The organism is Rhodococcus sp. HNM0563, from assembly GCF_012726195.1.
GTDB lineage: Bacteria > Actinomycetota > Actinomycetes > Mycobacteriales > Mycobacteriaceae > Rhodococcus.
On record NZ_JAASAF010000006.1, the window covers coordinates 417,209 to 432,489 of the forward strand.

Below are 15,281 nucleotides of genomic sequence, written 5' to 3' on the forward strand. Positions count from 1 at the left end.
TCGTCATTCTAGGGAATCGGAACCGAATTCTGTGCACCCACCGCTTTATGGCCGAACGTCACCTTTGGTCACTTGGGATGTATGAAGGTGACGTTCGGTCAATCGGACTGGGGGTCGAGGGCGCCGGGAAGCGTGTTCGACGGCTGCCCGAAGATCGGAGAGAACCATCGCGGGTGAGTTTCGGATCTGAGCGGGCAGGTGCTCGACCACGATGATCCCGTGCCGCTGCATACGGGCTCGGCGCTGCATCGTCTTCTCGTGGTCGGCCGGACTGAAATGGTGCGCGAGTGAATCGATCTCCCACGCCACGGCGACGTCGTCCATCCAGCCGTCGGGGCGAGCGATCCAGGTGCCGTCCTCGGTGACGACATCCACGTTGTGCATCATCGCTGGTAAGCCGCTGGTCGCGTACAGTTTCTGTGCCCACACTTCAGCGACAGAATGCGCGTCGTCGGAGAGTTCGCGTAGGACCGATCGCGGCACGGCAGTCCCTCGGCGGCTCCCCTCGGCCAGTTCCTGCGTCAGTTCGTCGACGGTGACGTCGCCGCGTTGCAGAGCCGACGTCAGCAGAGCCCGGCATCGGTCCGTTCTCGACATACGGCGAGCGGCGTCGAGCAGGCAGCGAGCTACAGGCGCGACGCGCAGTTTTCCCTTGCCCACGGGATCTGGGAGACGAGAGGACCGCTCGACATCGACGAACGAGAATTTCCGTCGGTGTTGTTCATGGGGGATGAGGATAAGAACATCACTCATTGTGGCGGAATGCTGGTAGCCGTGAAGCGCCAATCCGGCATGCCCCGAGAGCACTGCATCAGCGCCTCCATAGAGTTGCGCTGCCGTGTGCCGGTCGGTCGTGCTGAGCCGACCGTTGTGTAACCCGATGACGCCTGGCAGGATCCGTTGCCACGGACCGCCATTGCGGCAGCGTCCAGAGATTGTCCCAGAGGTGACACCGAAGTCGAGTAGCGTCGCGGTCCGGATGATCCCGTTGACGCTCAGTGCGTGCAGTGCTGAGGGGTCGTCGCCCCAGGCTCCCCGTTTCATGGCGAACATGATGCCGACCACAAGGGACAGAACAGGTTCGTTGCGCGCGTAGGTGGACCGACCTGTGGATGAAATGCCGTGCTGTGGATAACCCGGTGTGCCAGCGGGGGTTTGGCCGAACGTCACCTTCGGTCACTTGGAGTGTATGAAGGTGACGTTCGGTCAATCGGGGGGCGGGTGCTGCCCTACCGCTCGTAGACCCTCAGCGTCCCCGGGTTCCACAGGCCCGACCGGGTAACCTCATCGGTCGCCACGTCGGCGGGATCGGCGTTGGGATAGAACCGCACGTAGCGTTCGAGTGAACCCCAGTCACGGGCCCAGTCGCCATCGAGATACGTCGGGATCTGTTCGGCCCGCGCGAGCACCTCGGTGAAGCCGAGTGGCCCACCGAATTCGGCAGCCTGCCAGGTATCGGTGGACGACACCGCCAGCGGACGATCCGGGAGGATGCGATAGTTCGGCATCTCCGCGACCCCGTAAGCGTGGTCGAACGGACGCTGGCACGGGAACTGCAGCCCGACCGCCCAGTCCAGCAGTACCGGCTGTTCGGAACCGATCACCGACTGGAGCGTGTCGAGCTGCGGAACACGCGGCGGCGTGAACGCGAGCCATTGGTCGCCGGTCAGATTGGGGTCGTTCGCGACGACGCGGACGACATCGGCGTCCTCGGGCAGGTCCGCAATCGGGATCCGCAGATTCCGCCACGACGGCGCGGGTCCGATATCGCGGGGCAAGTAGCTGCCCTTGACCTCGAATGTTCCGTCGGGGTTGTGGGTGCCGTACTCGAGCAGCAACGACTGTCCGTAGGTCAACGCGCCCGTGTCGTCGTACGACCAGATACGACCGGCCGCGGAAATGACGATCAGCGGAGTGTCCTCGCTGCGTTCGGGTAGCTGGTACCAGCTCGACGTGAGCATCGCGGGTTCCTGGACGCCGTCCTGGTAGCTGCCGAGGACCGGAGTGACCGCGGGGTCGAGACCGAACGGCAACTTCACGGTGCTGCCGTTGATCGTCTCTGCACCCGAACCGCCAGTGGTGCCGCCGCCTGCCCCGGTTTCGAAGGTCGGTCCGATGCTCTGGGTATCGGTATTGCCTTGCCCGGGCTTGACCTCGACGTAGTCGGCTGTCAGATCGCTCGGGACGCCGTTGGGGGAGAACCCGACGGGACCGGCTCCTGCGAGAGCATCACCGCCGCTGGGCGGATTCGCAGGATCGAGGATCGGTTCGAGCCGCCCGGCGTTCGGGTCGCTCTCGACGAGGACGTCGTTGGCGAGGCCACACGTCGAACCGGTCAGTGCGTCGACGTTCGAACGGGCCAGTGAGTACGCGGGATACTGCGACACGGCGCCCTTGAGCAGCGAGAGGACTTCGAACAACACCATCGCCGCCGCGACGACGGTCAGCGGCGCGGCCGCGAACGTACGGATCCGCTGCCCCTTCTTCGACGTGGGTTTCTCCGGTGGCGGTGCATAGCCTTCGCGCAGGTACTGCCAGGCGACGAGGACGAGGGCGAGACCGAACAGAACCAGGAACAAGCTGCTCGACTGGTACCCCGACAGCGACACGGTCTTGTCGAACCACGGCACGCCGTAGCTCGACACGTACCACCAGCCGTTGATGCCCGCGAACGAGATGGCGAGGACGAACAGCAGCCCTGCCAGGAAGATCGTGCGGTTGCGGCGTGACCGCAGCGCTTGCGCCGACACGATCACTGCGGTCAGCGCAGCCAGGGAGCCTGCGATGCCCGCATACGCCCCGAAGTGGTGGGTCCACTTCGTGGGGTTGAACATCATGAAGAAGATCGTTCCGAACACGATGCCGATCAGGCGCCACGACGGGCTCACTGCGATCCCAGGGATGCGACGACGACGCAGGAGCACGAGCAGCGTCGTGAACAGGCACAGGACCATGACCAGGAACGCGAAGCGGCGGGGCAGCGAACCGTCGACGGTCTGCACCATCAGGTAGTAGTAGCGGAGGAAGTCGTTCCACCACTCCTCGTTGGGGCCGATGATGGTGCGCACCCGGGTCGCTTCGAGGACCGCGGAGAGCGTCTGGTCGGAGAAGACGACGACGAGCACGAGCAGTCCGGCGGCGCCGATCGGAGCGAGAAGCGGCAACGTGCCGACCTCGCGATGTTTGCGGACGATGATGCGCGTCATGGGCCGGATACCGGCGATCAACGCAGCGATACACATCAGGCCAGTCGGAGCAGCAGCGAGCGTGAACGCGCCTATGACAACGGCCGTGGCAGCGGGAAGCAACCGTCCGGTGGCGATTGCGCGTTCGATGGAGCACCACGTGAGCAGAGCACCGACGGCGACGATCGGCTCGGGCCGCAGACCGTTGTTGTACGGCAGCCAGAACGCGAGGAACACGAGGCCGCCTGTCCACAGGGCGACCTGATTGTGCCGGACCGCACGACCGAGGCGCGGCACTACCTCGCGGCTGATCACCATCCAGCACAGAATCCCGGCGAGCAACGCGGGAAGACGCATCCACGGGCTTGCCGTCGAGATCTTCGCAAACAGGGCCAGCACGTCGTAGTACCAGCCGAACGGGGCTTCGGGGACACCGAACCACCGGAAGTAGTTCGCCATGTATCCGGCGTGATCGGACACCCGCGCCATGGTGAGCAGATAGCCGTCGTCGGAGGTGTTCGCACCGAAGAAATGCCAGCCGATCAGTGTGCCGACCACCACGAAGTCGACGCCGCGGAACTTCCACCAATGCGACGGGAGGAAGCGTCGGTGCCCGCGGCCGTCGGTGCCGTCGAGTTTCGCCAGCGCCGCCAGGGCCAGCGCCGTCGCCAGCACCGCGAGAATCATCGCGAGGGACTTCGCGAGCGTGGGCGTGGACGAGAACCGCGAGTCCACGTCGATCTGCACGTCGAGACCGGGAACATCGGTGGACAGGTCGCTGAACACGCCGACGACGAGGGGCCGCAGGTCGCCGGTCAGTTCACCCGCGCGGGGATTGCCGTTGTCGTCGGTGAGGCCGACGAACTCGGCGGTGGTGCGCTCGATATCGGACAAGATTCTGATCTCGGTGCAGGCGGGGGAGGCGACCTCGGCGCGCGGCGCAGTCGCGACCACGACATTGCGATCGAGAACGTCGACGTTCTCCGGCCCGACCCGGACGAACATCGCGTTGAGTGCGGCGTCCTGCCCGCGAGAAGGCGCGGTTGCGAGAACCATGCCGCCACTCTCGGGGAGTTGTGCGAGCGCGACGCATGGCACGGTCGCCGTCAGCTGCAGGGGCACCTGCGACATGAGCGGGGCCTCGACGTCCGTCATCGAGCCGTTCTGCGGCCACGACACCGTCGCCTCGGTGACCTTGACGGGCAGGAACGGTGTCGCGAGGGCGAGCACCATCCCGATGATTCCGGCGACGACTGCGATGAGCCGCGCGGTGCGGTACTGCGAACGCAGGTCCTCACCGACCGGTCGTGTGGCGGTCACCGCTGGGGAGGAGTCGTTCGTCGTGGCGTCGGGCACGGGAGTCGATGGTATCGGGCAGTGACCAGCGCGGTCACGCGCCCTCATTCGAGCAGATCGGGCACTCCGTCACGGATCGCTCCCGGATTCCACAGACCGGAGCGGGTGATCTCATCGACCGTGATGGTCGCTGTGCCTGCGTCCGGGTCGATCCGTCGGTACCGCTCCAGCGACCCCCAGTCGCGATCCCAGTCGTGATTCAGATAGGTGGGCACGGTCTCGGCGGTGAGCAGCAGCGGGATCCATCCGAGGGGCCCGCCGCCGATGGAGTCCTGCCATCCGTTGGTCGCATCGGCGCCCACGCGGTCCGGAAGGATGCGGTACTCGGGAACCTCGGCGACACCGTAGCGGTGGCCGAACGGGCGCTGGCACGGGAAGGCGAGCCCGACCGACCAGTCGAGGAGGCCGGGAGCCTCGGAACCGATGACCGTCTGCAACGTGTCGAGCTGCGGCATCCGAGGTGGTGTCACCGCGACCCACTGGTCCGGCGACAGGTCGCCGTCGTCGATGACGAGCCGCACGGCGTCGGCGTCCGCGGGGATCGCGTCGCTCGGCACCCGCAGATTGCGCCACGACGGCGCCGGCCCCACGTCGATCGGTGCGACCCGCCCGATCGCGTCGACGTTCTCACCCGAGGAGACACCGAACTCGAAGAGTACGTCCTGACCGGGGGTGATGACACCATCCGGGTCGACGTACTGCACACGACCCGCCGCGGTGACGACGAGCAGCGGTGTATCAGCGGTGCGTTCGGGCAGCGCGTACCACCCGGATTCGAGCTCGGCCGCGTGCTGTGTGCCGCTCCGGTAGCTGCCGAGCACCGGGGTGCGTGCGGGGTCGAGCCCGAACGGTAGCTGCACAGTGCTCTCGTTGATCCCGGCGTCACTGCGGCGCCCACCGCCGGTGCCCGCCGTCGTCGAGGTGGTGGTGCCGCCTTCGTCGGCCTCGAGGGAGTTCGCGCCACCGGTGGTGGTGATCTCGGCGTCCGCGGTCAGATCCAGTGCGACGCCGTTGGGAGTGAACCCGTCGGCGCGGCCGGCGCCGAGAGCGTCTGCGGCGAGGCCGTTCAGCGGGGCGAGCATGGTGGAGTTCGGGTCGGCTTCGACGAGGACGTGATCGGCGAGACCGCACCCGCCCGAGAAGGCGGCGGCGTTCGAGCGCGCGATCGAGTAGGCCGGGTACTGCGATACGGCGCCCTTGACGAGGGAGAGCACTTCGAAGAGCACGACGCCCGCTGCGACGGCGGTCAGCGGTGCCGACGCAAGTGCGCGAGCTCGACCGTTCCGTGCCGGTTTCGGCTTCGCGAACGGTTCGCGCAGATGGAACCATGCCGCCACGATCAGCGCGAGCACCGTCAGGGCGAGCAGCACTGTCGAGAACCCGTATCCCGAGATGGACGGCGGCTTGTCCCACCACGGGACGCCGTAGCTCGAGACGTACCACCAGCCGTTGGACCCCGTGAACGACATCGTGAGCACGAACAGCACACCCGCGCTGAACAGTGCACGGTTGCGGGCCGACCGTATCCCCGCTGCACCCACTCCGATCGCGGCGAGAGCTGCGACGGCCGCTGCCAGACCCGCATAGACACCGAAGTGGTGGGTCCACTTCGTGGGCGTGAGCATCATCAACAGCAACGATGCGAAAACGATCCCGAGGATGCGCCTCGACGGGCCGATCGCGGTACCTGGGATGCGACCCTTCCTGAGGATGAGCATCACGCACACGACAAGGCACAGCAGCATGATGAACACGCCGAAGCGGCGAGCGAGCGAACCGTCGGGTGCCACGGTGAGCAGCGCGTCCCAGCGCAGTCGTTCGTCGAACCACGGCACGTTCGGTCCCACCGCGGACCGCACCCGGGTGGCCTCGAGCACCGAGGCCAGAGTTTGATCGGCGAACACGGCGATCATCACGACGGTGCCCGACGCGAGGATCGGGGCGAGTTGCGGAAGCACCCCGACCAGCGACCGCCGCGCGACGATGAGCTTCGTGAGCGGACGGATGCCCGCGATGAGCGCGGCCACACAGATCAGCCCGGTGGGGCCGGCTGCGAGCGAGAAAGCGGCGATGAGCACGCCGACCGCGGCGGGCAGCATGCGGCCGGTCGCAATGGCGCGCTCGATCGAGCACCACGTGAGCAGGGCGCCGACGGCGATGATCGGTTCGGGGCGCAGGCCATTGTTGTACGGCAGCCAGAACGCGAGGAACACCAGGCCGGCGGTCCACAACGCGACAGTGCTGTGTCGCACGGCCACGCCGAGACGCGGAATCACCTCGCGACTGATGATCATCCAGCACACGATCGCCGCGATGAGCGTGGGCAGCCGCATCCACATGCTGGCGGTCGACACCTGCGACATCAGGACCAGCACATCGTAGAACCAGCCGAACGGGGCCTCCGGCACCCCGAACCAGCGGAAGTAGTTCGCCATGTACCCGGCCTCGCCGGACACGCGGGCCATGTTGAGGATGTAGCCGTCGTCGGAGGTGTTCGCCCCGATGACGTGCCACAGGAGGAGGACTCCGATCACCACGGCGTCGGCCGGTGTGAACCGCCACCAGTGCGATGGCAGGAACCTGCGTGCCCTGCGGCGATCGACCCCGTCGATGCGGTGCAGAGCGACCAACGACGACAGTGTGGACAGAGCACACAGGATCATCGCGACGAGTTTGATCACCGTGGGCGTGGACGTGAATCGGGAATCCAGTTCCGCCTGCACGAACAGTCGGTCGGCGTCGGCGTCGGTGGTCAACGGGACGGCGGACTCGTCGAGGTCGGAGAAGACCCCCACCATCTGGGGGCGAACATCGCCTTCGACGGTGACGTCGACGGCCGGGTCCGCACCCACGATCTGCGCCGCGGTCCGGTTCGAATCGGACGCTACGGTGACCGCGGTGCACGGCGCGTCGAGCGGCGCGGAAACGAGCACCGAGTTCCGCAGCACCGCCTCGACGGTGGCCGGCGCGCCGTCCTCGCCGGGTACTGCACGAATCACGAGCGCGTTGCCCGTGGCGTCCGGTGCGCCCGGAGGCACCGTCGACACAAGCGTGCCGCCGTCGTCCCCGAGCGCTGCGGCAGCCGCGCACGGAACGCTCACCCGCAACGTGAGCGGTGTGTACGTCACGAGCGGCGCTTCGACACTGGCGAGGCCGTCGTTCTGCGGCCATTGAATGGTCGCGGCTTCCTGCTTCACAGGGAGAAACGGGATGGCCGCTGCCAGGACGACTCCGAGCAGGCCGGTGAGGACTGCGATGAGGCGCGCGGTACGGACGCTCGAAGCCGGGGAATCGTCTGACACAGGGATCGATGCTAAGCGAATGGAGAATTGTTCTGCTCGACCTGATCCGGCGAGCGACACAACACAGTTAGCATCGGTCAGCATGGAGATCTCGTCGGCGATCGGCACTCGCCTCCGCCAAGCGGGGATCTCCGATGTTCGAGACGACAGCACCACTCGCGCGATGTACTCGTCCGATGCCTCGCTCTATCGGGTGCCGCCACAGGTCGTCGTCTGCCCTCGCAGCGTCGACGATGTAGCGGCTGCCCTCGACGTATGCCGCCGTGAAGGAGTGCCGCTCACCTCCCGCGGCGCGGGCACCTCGCTCGCGGGCAACGCTGTCGGAACCGGGGTGGTGCTCGACTTCTCCCGCCACATGGGGCGTGTGCTCGAGATCGATCCTCAGCACCGCACCGCGCGCGTGCAACCAGGAGCAGTTCAAGCCACCGTGCAGCGGGCCGCAGCGCCGCACGGACTTCGGTTCGGCCCCGACCCGTCGACCCACAACCGCTGCACGATCGGCGGGATGATCGGCAACAACGCGTGCGGCGCTCGCGCCCTCGGCTACGGCCGCACCTCCGACAACGTCGTCGGCATCGAGGTCCTCACCGGAACCGGACATCCGCTCTCACTTCCCGGCAGTGCGCCGATGCTCGATCCGCTGCGTGATCTCGTCGACGCGAACCTCGCGACGATCCGCACCGAATTCGGCCGGTTCGGCAGGCAGGTGTCCGGCTACGGACTCGAACACCTCCTACCGGAAAATCGCTTCGACGTGCGCAAACTGTTCGTCGGAAGTGAAGGCACCCTCGGTGTGCTCACCGAGGCAACAGTGCAGTTGGTTGCCGATTCGCCGGTGCGCACCATGGTTGCCCTCGGCTACCCCGACATCGTCGCCGCAGGCAACGCCGCCCACACTCTGCTCCGGTTCCGTCCCACGGCGTGTGAAGGCCTCGATTCGCGCATCGTCGACATCGTCCGTACCCGGCGTGGGCCCGGCGCGGTCCCACCGCTTCCGCGTGGTGCGGCGTGGCTGTTCGTCGAACTCGTCGGTGACGACTTCGGCGAGGTCCACGACCGTGCCGTATCGATGGTCGAGTTCTCCGGTGCAATCGACGCCCTGCACATCGATGATCCGGCACGCGCCGCGGCACTGTGGCGCATCCGGGAGGATGGCTCCGGGTTGTCCGCCCGCAGCCCGCGCGGATTGCCCGCGCACGCCGGATGGGAAGACGCCGCGGTGCCCCCGGACCGCATCGGAGACTACCTGCGCGATTTCGAGCAGCTCACCGACAGTTACGGCATCACCGGCTACCCGTACGGACATTTCGCCGACGGCTGCATCCACATCCGGCTCGACATCCCACTCGAGATGCCCGGACTGTTCCACGAATTCCTCTTTGCTGCAGGTCGTTTGGTGGCCTCGTACGGAGGTTCGATGTCCGGCGAGCACGGCGACGGACGGGCCCGCAGCGAACTGCTCCCGTTGATGTACTCAGGCGATGCACTGCGCCTCTTCGGCGCCGTCAAAGCCGTCTTCGACCCCGAGAACCTGCTCAACCCAGGTGTCCTCGTCGACCCGCGTCCCGTCGACGCCGACCTACGCGTGCCTGCGGCGCCCGCCGTCCGCACCGGCCTCGCGTTCCGGTATCGGGACGACGACGGCAACTTCACCCAGGCCGTGCACCGGTGCACCGGCGTCGGGAAGTGTCGCGCCGATACGACGGCTGTCGGTGGGGTGATGTGCCCGTCGTATCTCGCCACCCGCGAGGAGAAGGATTCGACGCGCGGCCGGGCCAGGGCTCTGCAGGAAATGCTCAACGGCTCGTTGGTCTCCGGAGGGTGGGCCTCGCCGGAGGTGCACGAAACCCTCGACCTGTGCCTGTCGTGCAAAGGATGCGCGTCGGATTGCCCCACCGGTGTCGACATGGCCACGTGGAAGTCGGAGGTACTGCACCAGACGTACCGCGGTCGCCGACGTCCGATCAGTCACTACACCCTCGGTCGGTTACCGCAGTGGGCAGCACTCGCCACGCGAATTCCCAAGGTGGTCAACTCGATCGCCAAGGTTCCGGGTGTGGGGTCGGCGGGATTGATGCTCGGCGGCATGGACAGGCGAAGGAACGTACCCGCCTTCGCACCCCGCAATTTCCGGCGCTGGTTCGCCGAGACCGCGGGACAGCGGTCACGCACGGGCGAGCCTGTCCTCCTGTTCGTCGACACGTTCACCGATTACTTCACTCCCGAAGTCGGGATGGCGGCGGTCGAGGTCCTCGAGGCGGCCGGGTACCGTGTCCGGATCACCGAGAAGCAACAGTGTTGCGCTCTCACGTGGATCACCACCGGCCAGCTCGACGATGCCCGAAAGATACTGGGCCGCACAGTTACCGAACTATTCCGTGCGGGGACACCGATCGTCGGTATCGAACCGTCGTGCACCGCGGTGCTGAGGTCCGACACCCTCGAACTGCTCGGCTCCGAGCCGGCCCGCGTGGTGGCGGAATCGACTCGCACGCTTGCTGAGTTGCTCGGCGACTGGGAACCACCGTCGCTGGCAGGCACGACGGTCGTCGCACAGCCCCACTGCCACCATCACGCGGTGATGGGGTGGGATGCCGATGCAGCGCTGCTCAAACGTGCCGGCGCGGAAATCACCCGGCTCGGCGGCTGTTGCGGTCTCGCCGGAAATTTCGGAGTCGAACGCGGTCACTACGACGTGTCGGTCGCGGTCGCGAACAACCAGCTGGTTCCTGCCGTCGAATCCGCCGCCGCCGACACGGTTGTGCTCGCCGACGGTTACTCGTGCCGCACTCAGCTCAGCGACCTCACCGATCGTCGTGGCACTCATCTGGCGGAGCTGCTCGCGTCGCGGTTGCCGTAGGGGGCCGCATCGTCGACCACAATGTTTGTGCCCGTCATAGCGAGTGACGTGGCGGTGAGGCCGAACATCCGCAGGAACGAGTCGCTGAAGTGGGACGGCGACGAGAACCCTGCCGACATGGCGGCGCCATCCGGAGCGGCGCACCTGCACAGGTCGATCAGAGTTGCCTCGGCCGGTGGTTGATCTCGAGCTGTCCCTCGCGGCGTCCCATTCGGCCCATGTGCTCCGATCGCATCTCGTCCCGGCGACGGCGGTGCTGTCACGACGCCGGATCGAAGAACTGTACGGGATCACGGTGGCGGACCCGGACGTCGAACTTCTTCTCCGCCACCGCGCTCTCTTCTTCGGACTCCTAGGCGTGGCGTTGATCGATGGTGCGGCCAGACCGCGCTATCGGCGCCCAGCGCTTCTGTCGGGTGTGGTGGGGCTGGGGTCGTTCGTCGGTCTCGCATACAGCATCGACGGTTCGAACGGTGCGCTTGTGCGCGTCGCACGAGTGGACATCGGACTTCTCGGCACACTGGCGGCGGCAGCGGCGCTGACGCGGCGGCAATCAGGTCGGAGTCAGGTGCGAGGCTGTTCACCCGCGGTGTCTTCCGTGTGAACGTTTGTCGTTGTCGGTCCGCGCAGTACTGACCACATCACTCGGAATCCGGGGCGCGGTGACGGCCCAAGCGACGTATGAGATCGACGGGGCGACCGGTGGTTCGGCGCAGCGGGTCGGGAGTAGTGCGTCCCTTGCGCGGTTCGAACCGCTTGGGTCGTGGCCCGATCTCGAACGGGATTCTCAGATGTTTCCGGGTGTCGGAGTCGATGTCGCAGTTGCCCGATGCCACCGAATGAAGGATGCCGTTGTAGACGAGGTCCCACAGTGCGGGGTTCGCCTGAATCTGCGCGATTCGCATATGGTCAATCTTGCGGCCGTGTGCATCTCGGAAGAACAACTGCCTGTCGGCCCTGGATACGCGGAGATGTACTTGGGTGAGTTGGTAGGTGTCGACCGAACTTGTGTGCTTCTGCAGCCAGGTCGCTCCGGCAGCGGTCCAGCGATCATTCCCTCGGTGCACCAACAAGGAGAAGAGGACGAGAAGTACCCAGTTGAACCAATGGTGCACCCACTCGAATCCTCCCCAGATCACCGTCCCGTACAAGGCGAATAGGGCGGAGATCGTGATATTGGTGCCGAACCGATCACGGAAGCGCGGTTGCGCAACCTCGAGTGTCGGGCCGAACTCGATCGGAGGTGGGGCGGGGATCCTGTGCGGCAACTGATCGCTCGGGGTGTTCGGTTGCCCGCCGAGAATTCTTGGTGCGCGGGGTGGCCGGGGTTCGCCGGTGATCGGGTCGGGCATCGGTGGTAGGTCGGGACTGGTCATCCGCGACGTCTTCCTCGGGTGTGTTTGTCGTTGACCGGGCGTGGTCCGAGTTCGTAGGGGATGTGCAGGATGTGGCGGGTTTTGGCGTCGATGTCGCAGTTGCCGGATGCGATGGAGTGGAGGATGCCGTTGTAGACGAGGTCCCAGAGGTCGGGGTTGCCCTGGAGATCGTGGATCTTGAAGGAGTGGATTTCGTTGCCATGTGCGTCTTTCAGCTGTAAGACGCGGGCATAGCCGTCGGCGGAGAAGCGAATGCGGGTGAGTCGGTAGGTGTCGACCCAGCTACTGCGCCATTGCACCCAGCTGGCACCGGCAGCGGCCCAAGAGTTTCCGTAGGCACGGAACATCACCCACGCGAAGGTCACCACAATCGCCCAGTACCACCACCACCGCACCCATTCGAATCCGTACTGTATCGAGACGACACCGATGAGAATGCCTGCCATTGCCGCTGCGGCAGAGCACTGCTCGCGCAACGTGGGCTGGCTCCATTCGAGCATCGGCCCGAAGGGGTCGGGTGGTGGAGTGGGGCAGTTCCGAGGGAGACGGCCCACGGGTGTTTGTTCTGTTCCCCGGTGGATGCGTGGTGCGCGCGGAGGTCGGGGTTCTCCAGTTATGGGGTCGGGGATGGGAGGCAGGGTTGTTTCCGACATTGTCATCCTCAGAAAAGAGCACTGGCATCGGGTGCGCTGGCGACAGCGGCACTCGCGTCCATCTGTGGGCTCACCATCCGCGGCGTCGTCCCCTACTGCGTTTGTCGTTGACCGGGCGTGGTCCGAGTTCGTAGGGGATTTGCAGGATGCGGCGGGTTTTGGCGTCGATGTCGCAGTTGCCGGATGCGACGGAGTGGAGGATGCCGTTGTAGACGAGGTCCCAGAGGTCGGGGTTGCCCTGGATCTGGCTGATCTTGAACGAGTGGATCTCGTTGCCGTGTGCGTCTTTCAGCCGTAGGACGCGGTTGGTGCCGTCGGCGGAGAAGCGGATGCGGGTGAGGTGGTAGGTGTCGACCCAGCTGGTGCGCCATTGCACCCAGGTGGCACCGGCGGCGGTCCAGTGGTTTCTTGTGGCGCGGAACATGACCCAGGCGCCGGCGAGCGTGATCGCCCAAAACCACCACCAGCGGACCCATTCGAATCCGGCCTGTACCGACATAAGGGCGATGGAAAGGCCTGCCATTATCGCTGCAGCGAAACACTGCTCGCGAAGCGTGGGTTGGTTCCATTCGAGCATCGGTCCGAAGTTGTCGGGTGGCGGTGCTGGGCGGTGCTGGGGCCGCCGGTCGGTCGGGGTGTGTTCGGACCCCCGATGGATACGTGGTGCGCGGGGCGGTCGAGGGTTGCCTGTGGACGGGTCAGGAGTTGGCGGTAGGTCGTGTGCGTGCATCGTTTCCTCAGAACAGGTTTCCGACCCAGCGCGTCGCTGAGCCGGCAGCACCGGAGATGTCATCCCAGTGTTCGATCACTTCGCCGACGCCGAACGCGACACCAACACCGGCGCCGACAGCGAGCAGCGTGACTGGGCCGCCGGCAGCACTGGCGAGGATCAATTCGGTGGCGATGGTGCCCGCGACGAACCCGCCGACGTCCTTTGCAACGGCCTTCACTGCGTCGCCGGTGGTCTCGGCGTTGTACACGTCGTACCCGGTTTGGCCGATGGTCAAAACGAGACCGGCCACAGGTATCTTGGATCCGACTTTGGAGAGCGCCGATCCGTCAGGCATGAAGTCGCCGACGTTCTTCCCGAGCAGTTCTACGAACTTGGTTTCACCGAGCCCTGCGAGCAGCCGGGAGTTCTCCGCAGCGAATCGCGCTGCGTCGTCGGCTCCACCTTGGAAGGCTCGAACAGCTCTCGCTGCGGTGGCTTCTGGGTATGGATCCCCCAGCCGGGCCGCTTCCGCGGCGAGTTCGTGTAATCGGGCCAGGTTCGCGCTTCGGCTGTCGGCGATCGGACGCCATTTCGCCAGTTCGGAAAAAGCCGTCGCCACATATCCGGTGGCTGCGAACGCCGCCATCCAGCCCCACTGGGCCTCTGCGTCCTTCAGGATCGTCGTCGGCCCGCGCAGTGCCTCCGCGAACCTGCTGTGCGCTGCGACCTCGATCCCGCGACCCTCCGCGACGAGCCCCGCCGCATTCTCGTAAGCCGCAACCTGCTTTGCTCGAAGAACCTGGGGTGCAACATCGTACGAGTTCGGATCGATCTCGATCGGCTCGCCGATCCCGGTGCCGAACTCCACGGGAATGCCGGCTTCCGAAGCTGTCGCCTCGGCTTGCGACATTCGCGCTCGGGCGGTGACGAGCTCATCGGCGAATACACGCAGGGCGGCGGCAACCACGTCGATCTGGTCTGCGGCCTCGGTGGTTCCGGCGATGATGCCGTCGAGCGTCGACCGGAACTCGTCGCCTGCCGTGCTCCTGAACTCGTACTCGGACTCTGCGCGGCCGTCGCGTGCCGACTTCAGCTGATCCGTTACACCGGTTGCGAGAGTGGCGAGCGAATCCGCGCACGCGTAGCACGAGGCGGGGTCGCCGAAGACATGGGTGTCGAGGCTCATTGTTCACCGGCCTTCGCGATCCCCTGCGCGTTGTGATCATCGGTTTCCTGGTAGGCGCGCAGACTGTCCTGGGTGACGTCGGCTGCGTTGGCCAGCGACCGGACTGCCACGTCCAACGCGGATGCGATCGATCCGAGAGTGTCTACGAGCAGCACGGTGGACGGACCGGCGTCGGGTATTTCGGCTGCGTCGGATCCGAGGTCGTTGATCCCGATCGCTCCGGTTGCCAGACGGCGCGCGACGGCGTTGAGATCTCCGATTTCGATGCTCACCGGGTTCGCGTCCGTCCGAGCGGGTCCTGCAGCCAGCCTCCAGACCGACGGTATTCGTCCTCGGCCGCAGGTGGTGGCTGTGCGGCGTCGAGCAAGACCACGTCGTATCCGGTGGTGCGGTGGATTTCCTGCAGTCCGGCGCTGTCGACACCCATCCACGGCTGCCGCGGTCCGCAGCAGCGCACCAATTCCTGCAGTGACGTGTAGGCAGGTAGCGCCAGCCGACCGTCCGGAAGAGTGCGCATCTCCAGCCGAACCTGCCCCGACTCGTCGCGTCGTCGAGTCGGCACGTACAGAATGTCGCTCATCGAATCCCCCCGATCCTGTCGCACCCCCGTACGACCGGTTGCGACCTTACCGCAGCGGCGATGAGTTTCCG

The 15,281-nt window shown here is 66.0% G+C and carries 11 protein-coding genes; 2 read left to right on the plus strand and 9 right to left on the minus strand.

Annotated features, from left to right (window positions below):
• Nucleotides 1-45: 45 nt before the first annotated feature.
• The 3 genes from HCA61_RS16580 to HCA61_RS16590 form a co-directional block, all read right to left on the minus strand.
• Nucleotides 46-1,044 carry a hypothetical protein gene (locus tag HCA61_RS16580; protein ID WP_169689260.1) on the minus strand — a complete coding sequence of 333 codons (999 nt, stop codon included), beginning with the start codon at nt 1,042-1,044 and terminating at the stop codon, nt 46-48.
• Nucleotides 1,045-1,229: 185 nt separating this feature from the next.
• Nucleotides 1,230-4,541, minus strand: a complete 3,312-nt coding sequence (locus HCA61_RS16585; protein WP_346777574.1) for an arabinosyltransferase domain-containing protein — start codon at nt 4,539-4,541, stop codon at nt 1,230-1,232.
• Nucleotides 4,542-4,585: 44 nt separating this feature from the next.
• Nucleotides 4,586-7,843, minus strand: coding sequence for an arabinosyltransferase domain-containing protein (locus HCA61_RS16590; protein ID WP_247273648.1), 3,258 nt, complete (start codon nt 7,841-7,843; stop codon nt 4,586-4,588).
• 82 nt (nt 7,844-7,925) lie between these two features.
• Here HCA61_RS16590 and HCA61_RS16595 point away from each other — a divergent pair, with 82 nt between their 5' ends.
• The gene (locus HCA61_RS16595; protein WP_169689263.1) at nt 7,926-10,703 is read left to right on the plus strand and encodes an FAD-binding and (Fe-S)-binding domain-containing protein; all 2,778 of its coding nucleotides are present in this window, start codon (nt 7,926-7,928) and stop codon (nt 10,701-10,703) included.
• Nucleotides 10,704-10,878: 175 nt separating this feature from the next.
• Entirely contained in the window at nt 10,879-11,307 is a 429-nt protein-coding gene (locus HCA61_RS16600) for a phosphopantetheine adenylyltransferase (RefSeq protein ID WP_169689264.1), read from the plus strand.
• 37 nt (nt 11,308-11,344) lie between these two features.
• On the opposite strand, the gene HCA61_RS16605 is transcribed toward HCA61_RS16600, so the two are convergent.
• From HCA61_RS16605 to HCA61_RS16630, 6 genes are all read right to left on the minus strand, one after another.
• Nucleotides 11,345-12,079, minus strand: a complete 735-nt coding sequence (locus tag HCA61_RS16605) for a hypothetical protein (RefSeq protein WP_206040168.1) — start codon at nt 12,077-12,079, stop codon at nt 11,345-11,347.
• Nucleotides 12,076-12,579, minus strand: coding sequence for a hypothetical protein (locus tag HCA61_RS16610; RefSeq protein WP_240959647.1), 504 nt, complete (start codon nt 12,577-12,579; stop codon nt 12,076-12,078). The genes HCA61_RS16605 and HCA61_RS16610 overlap by 4 nt, the downstream gene beginning before the upstream one ends.
• 223 nt (nt 12,580-12,802) lie before the next feature.
• Entirely contained in the window at nt 12,803-13,309 is a 507-nt protein-coding gene (locus tag HCA61_RS16615) for a hypothetical protein (protein WP_240959651.1), read from the minus strand.
• Between the two features lie 160 nt (nt 13,310-13,469).
• Nucleotides 13,470-14,630 (minus strand): hypothetical protein, encoded by a 1,161-nt coding sequence (locus HCA61_RS16620; protein ID WP_169689266.1) that lies wholly within the window; start codon nt 14,628-14,630, stop codon nt 13,470-13,472.
• A complete protein-coding gene (locus HCA61_RS16625; protein WP_169689267.1) occupies nt 14,627-14,902 on the minus strand; it encodes a hypothetical protein in 276 nt (91 codons plus the stop codon). Before HCA61_RS16625 ends, HCA61_RS16620 begins: the two co-directional genes overlap by 4 nt.
• Nucleotides 14,899-15,210, minus strand: a complete 312-nt coding sequence (locus HCA61_RS16630; protein WP_169689268.1) for an SAV_915 family protein — start codon at nt 15,208-15,210, stop codon at nt 14,899-14,901. Before HCA61_RS16630 ends, HCA61_RS16625 begins: the two co-directional genes overlap by 4 nt.
• Nucleotides 15,211-15,281 lie beyond the last annotated feature (71 nt).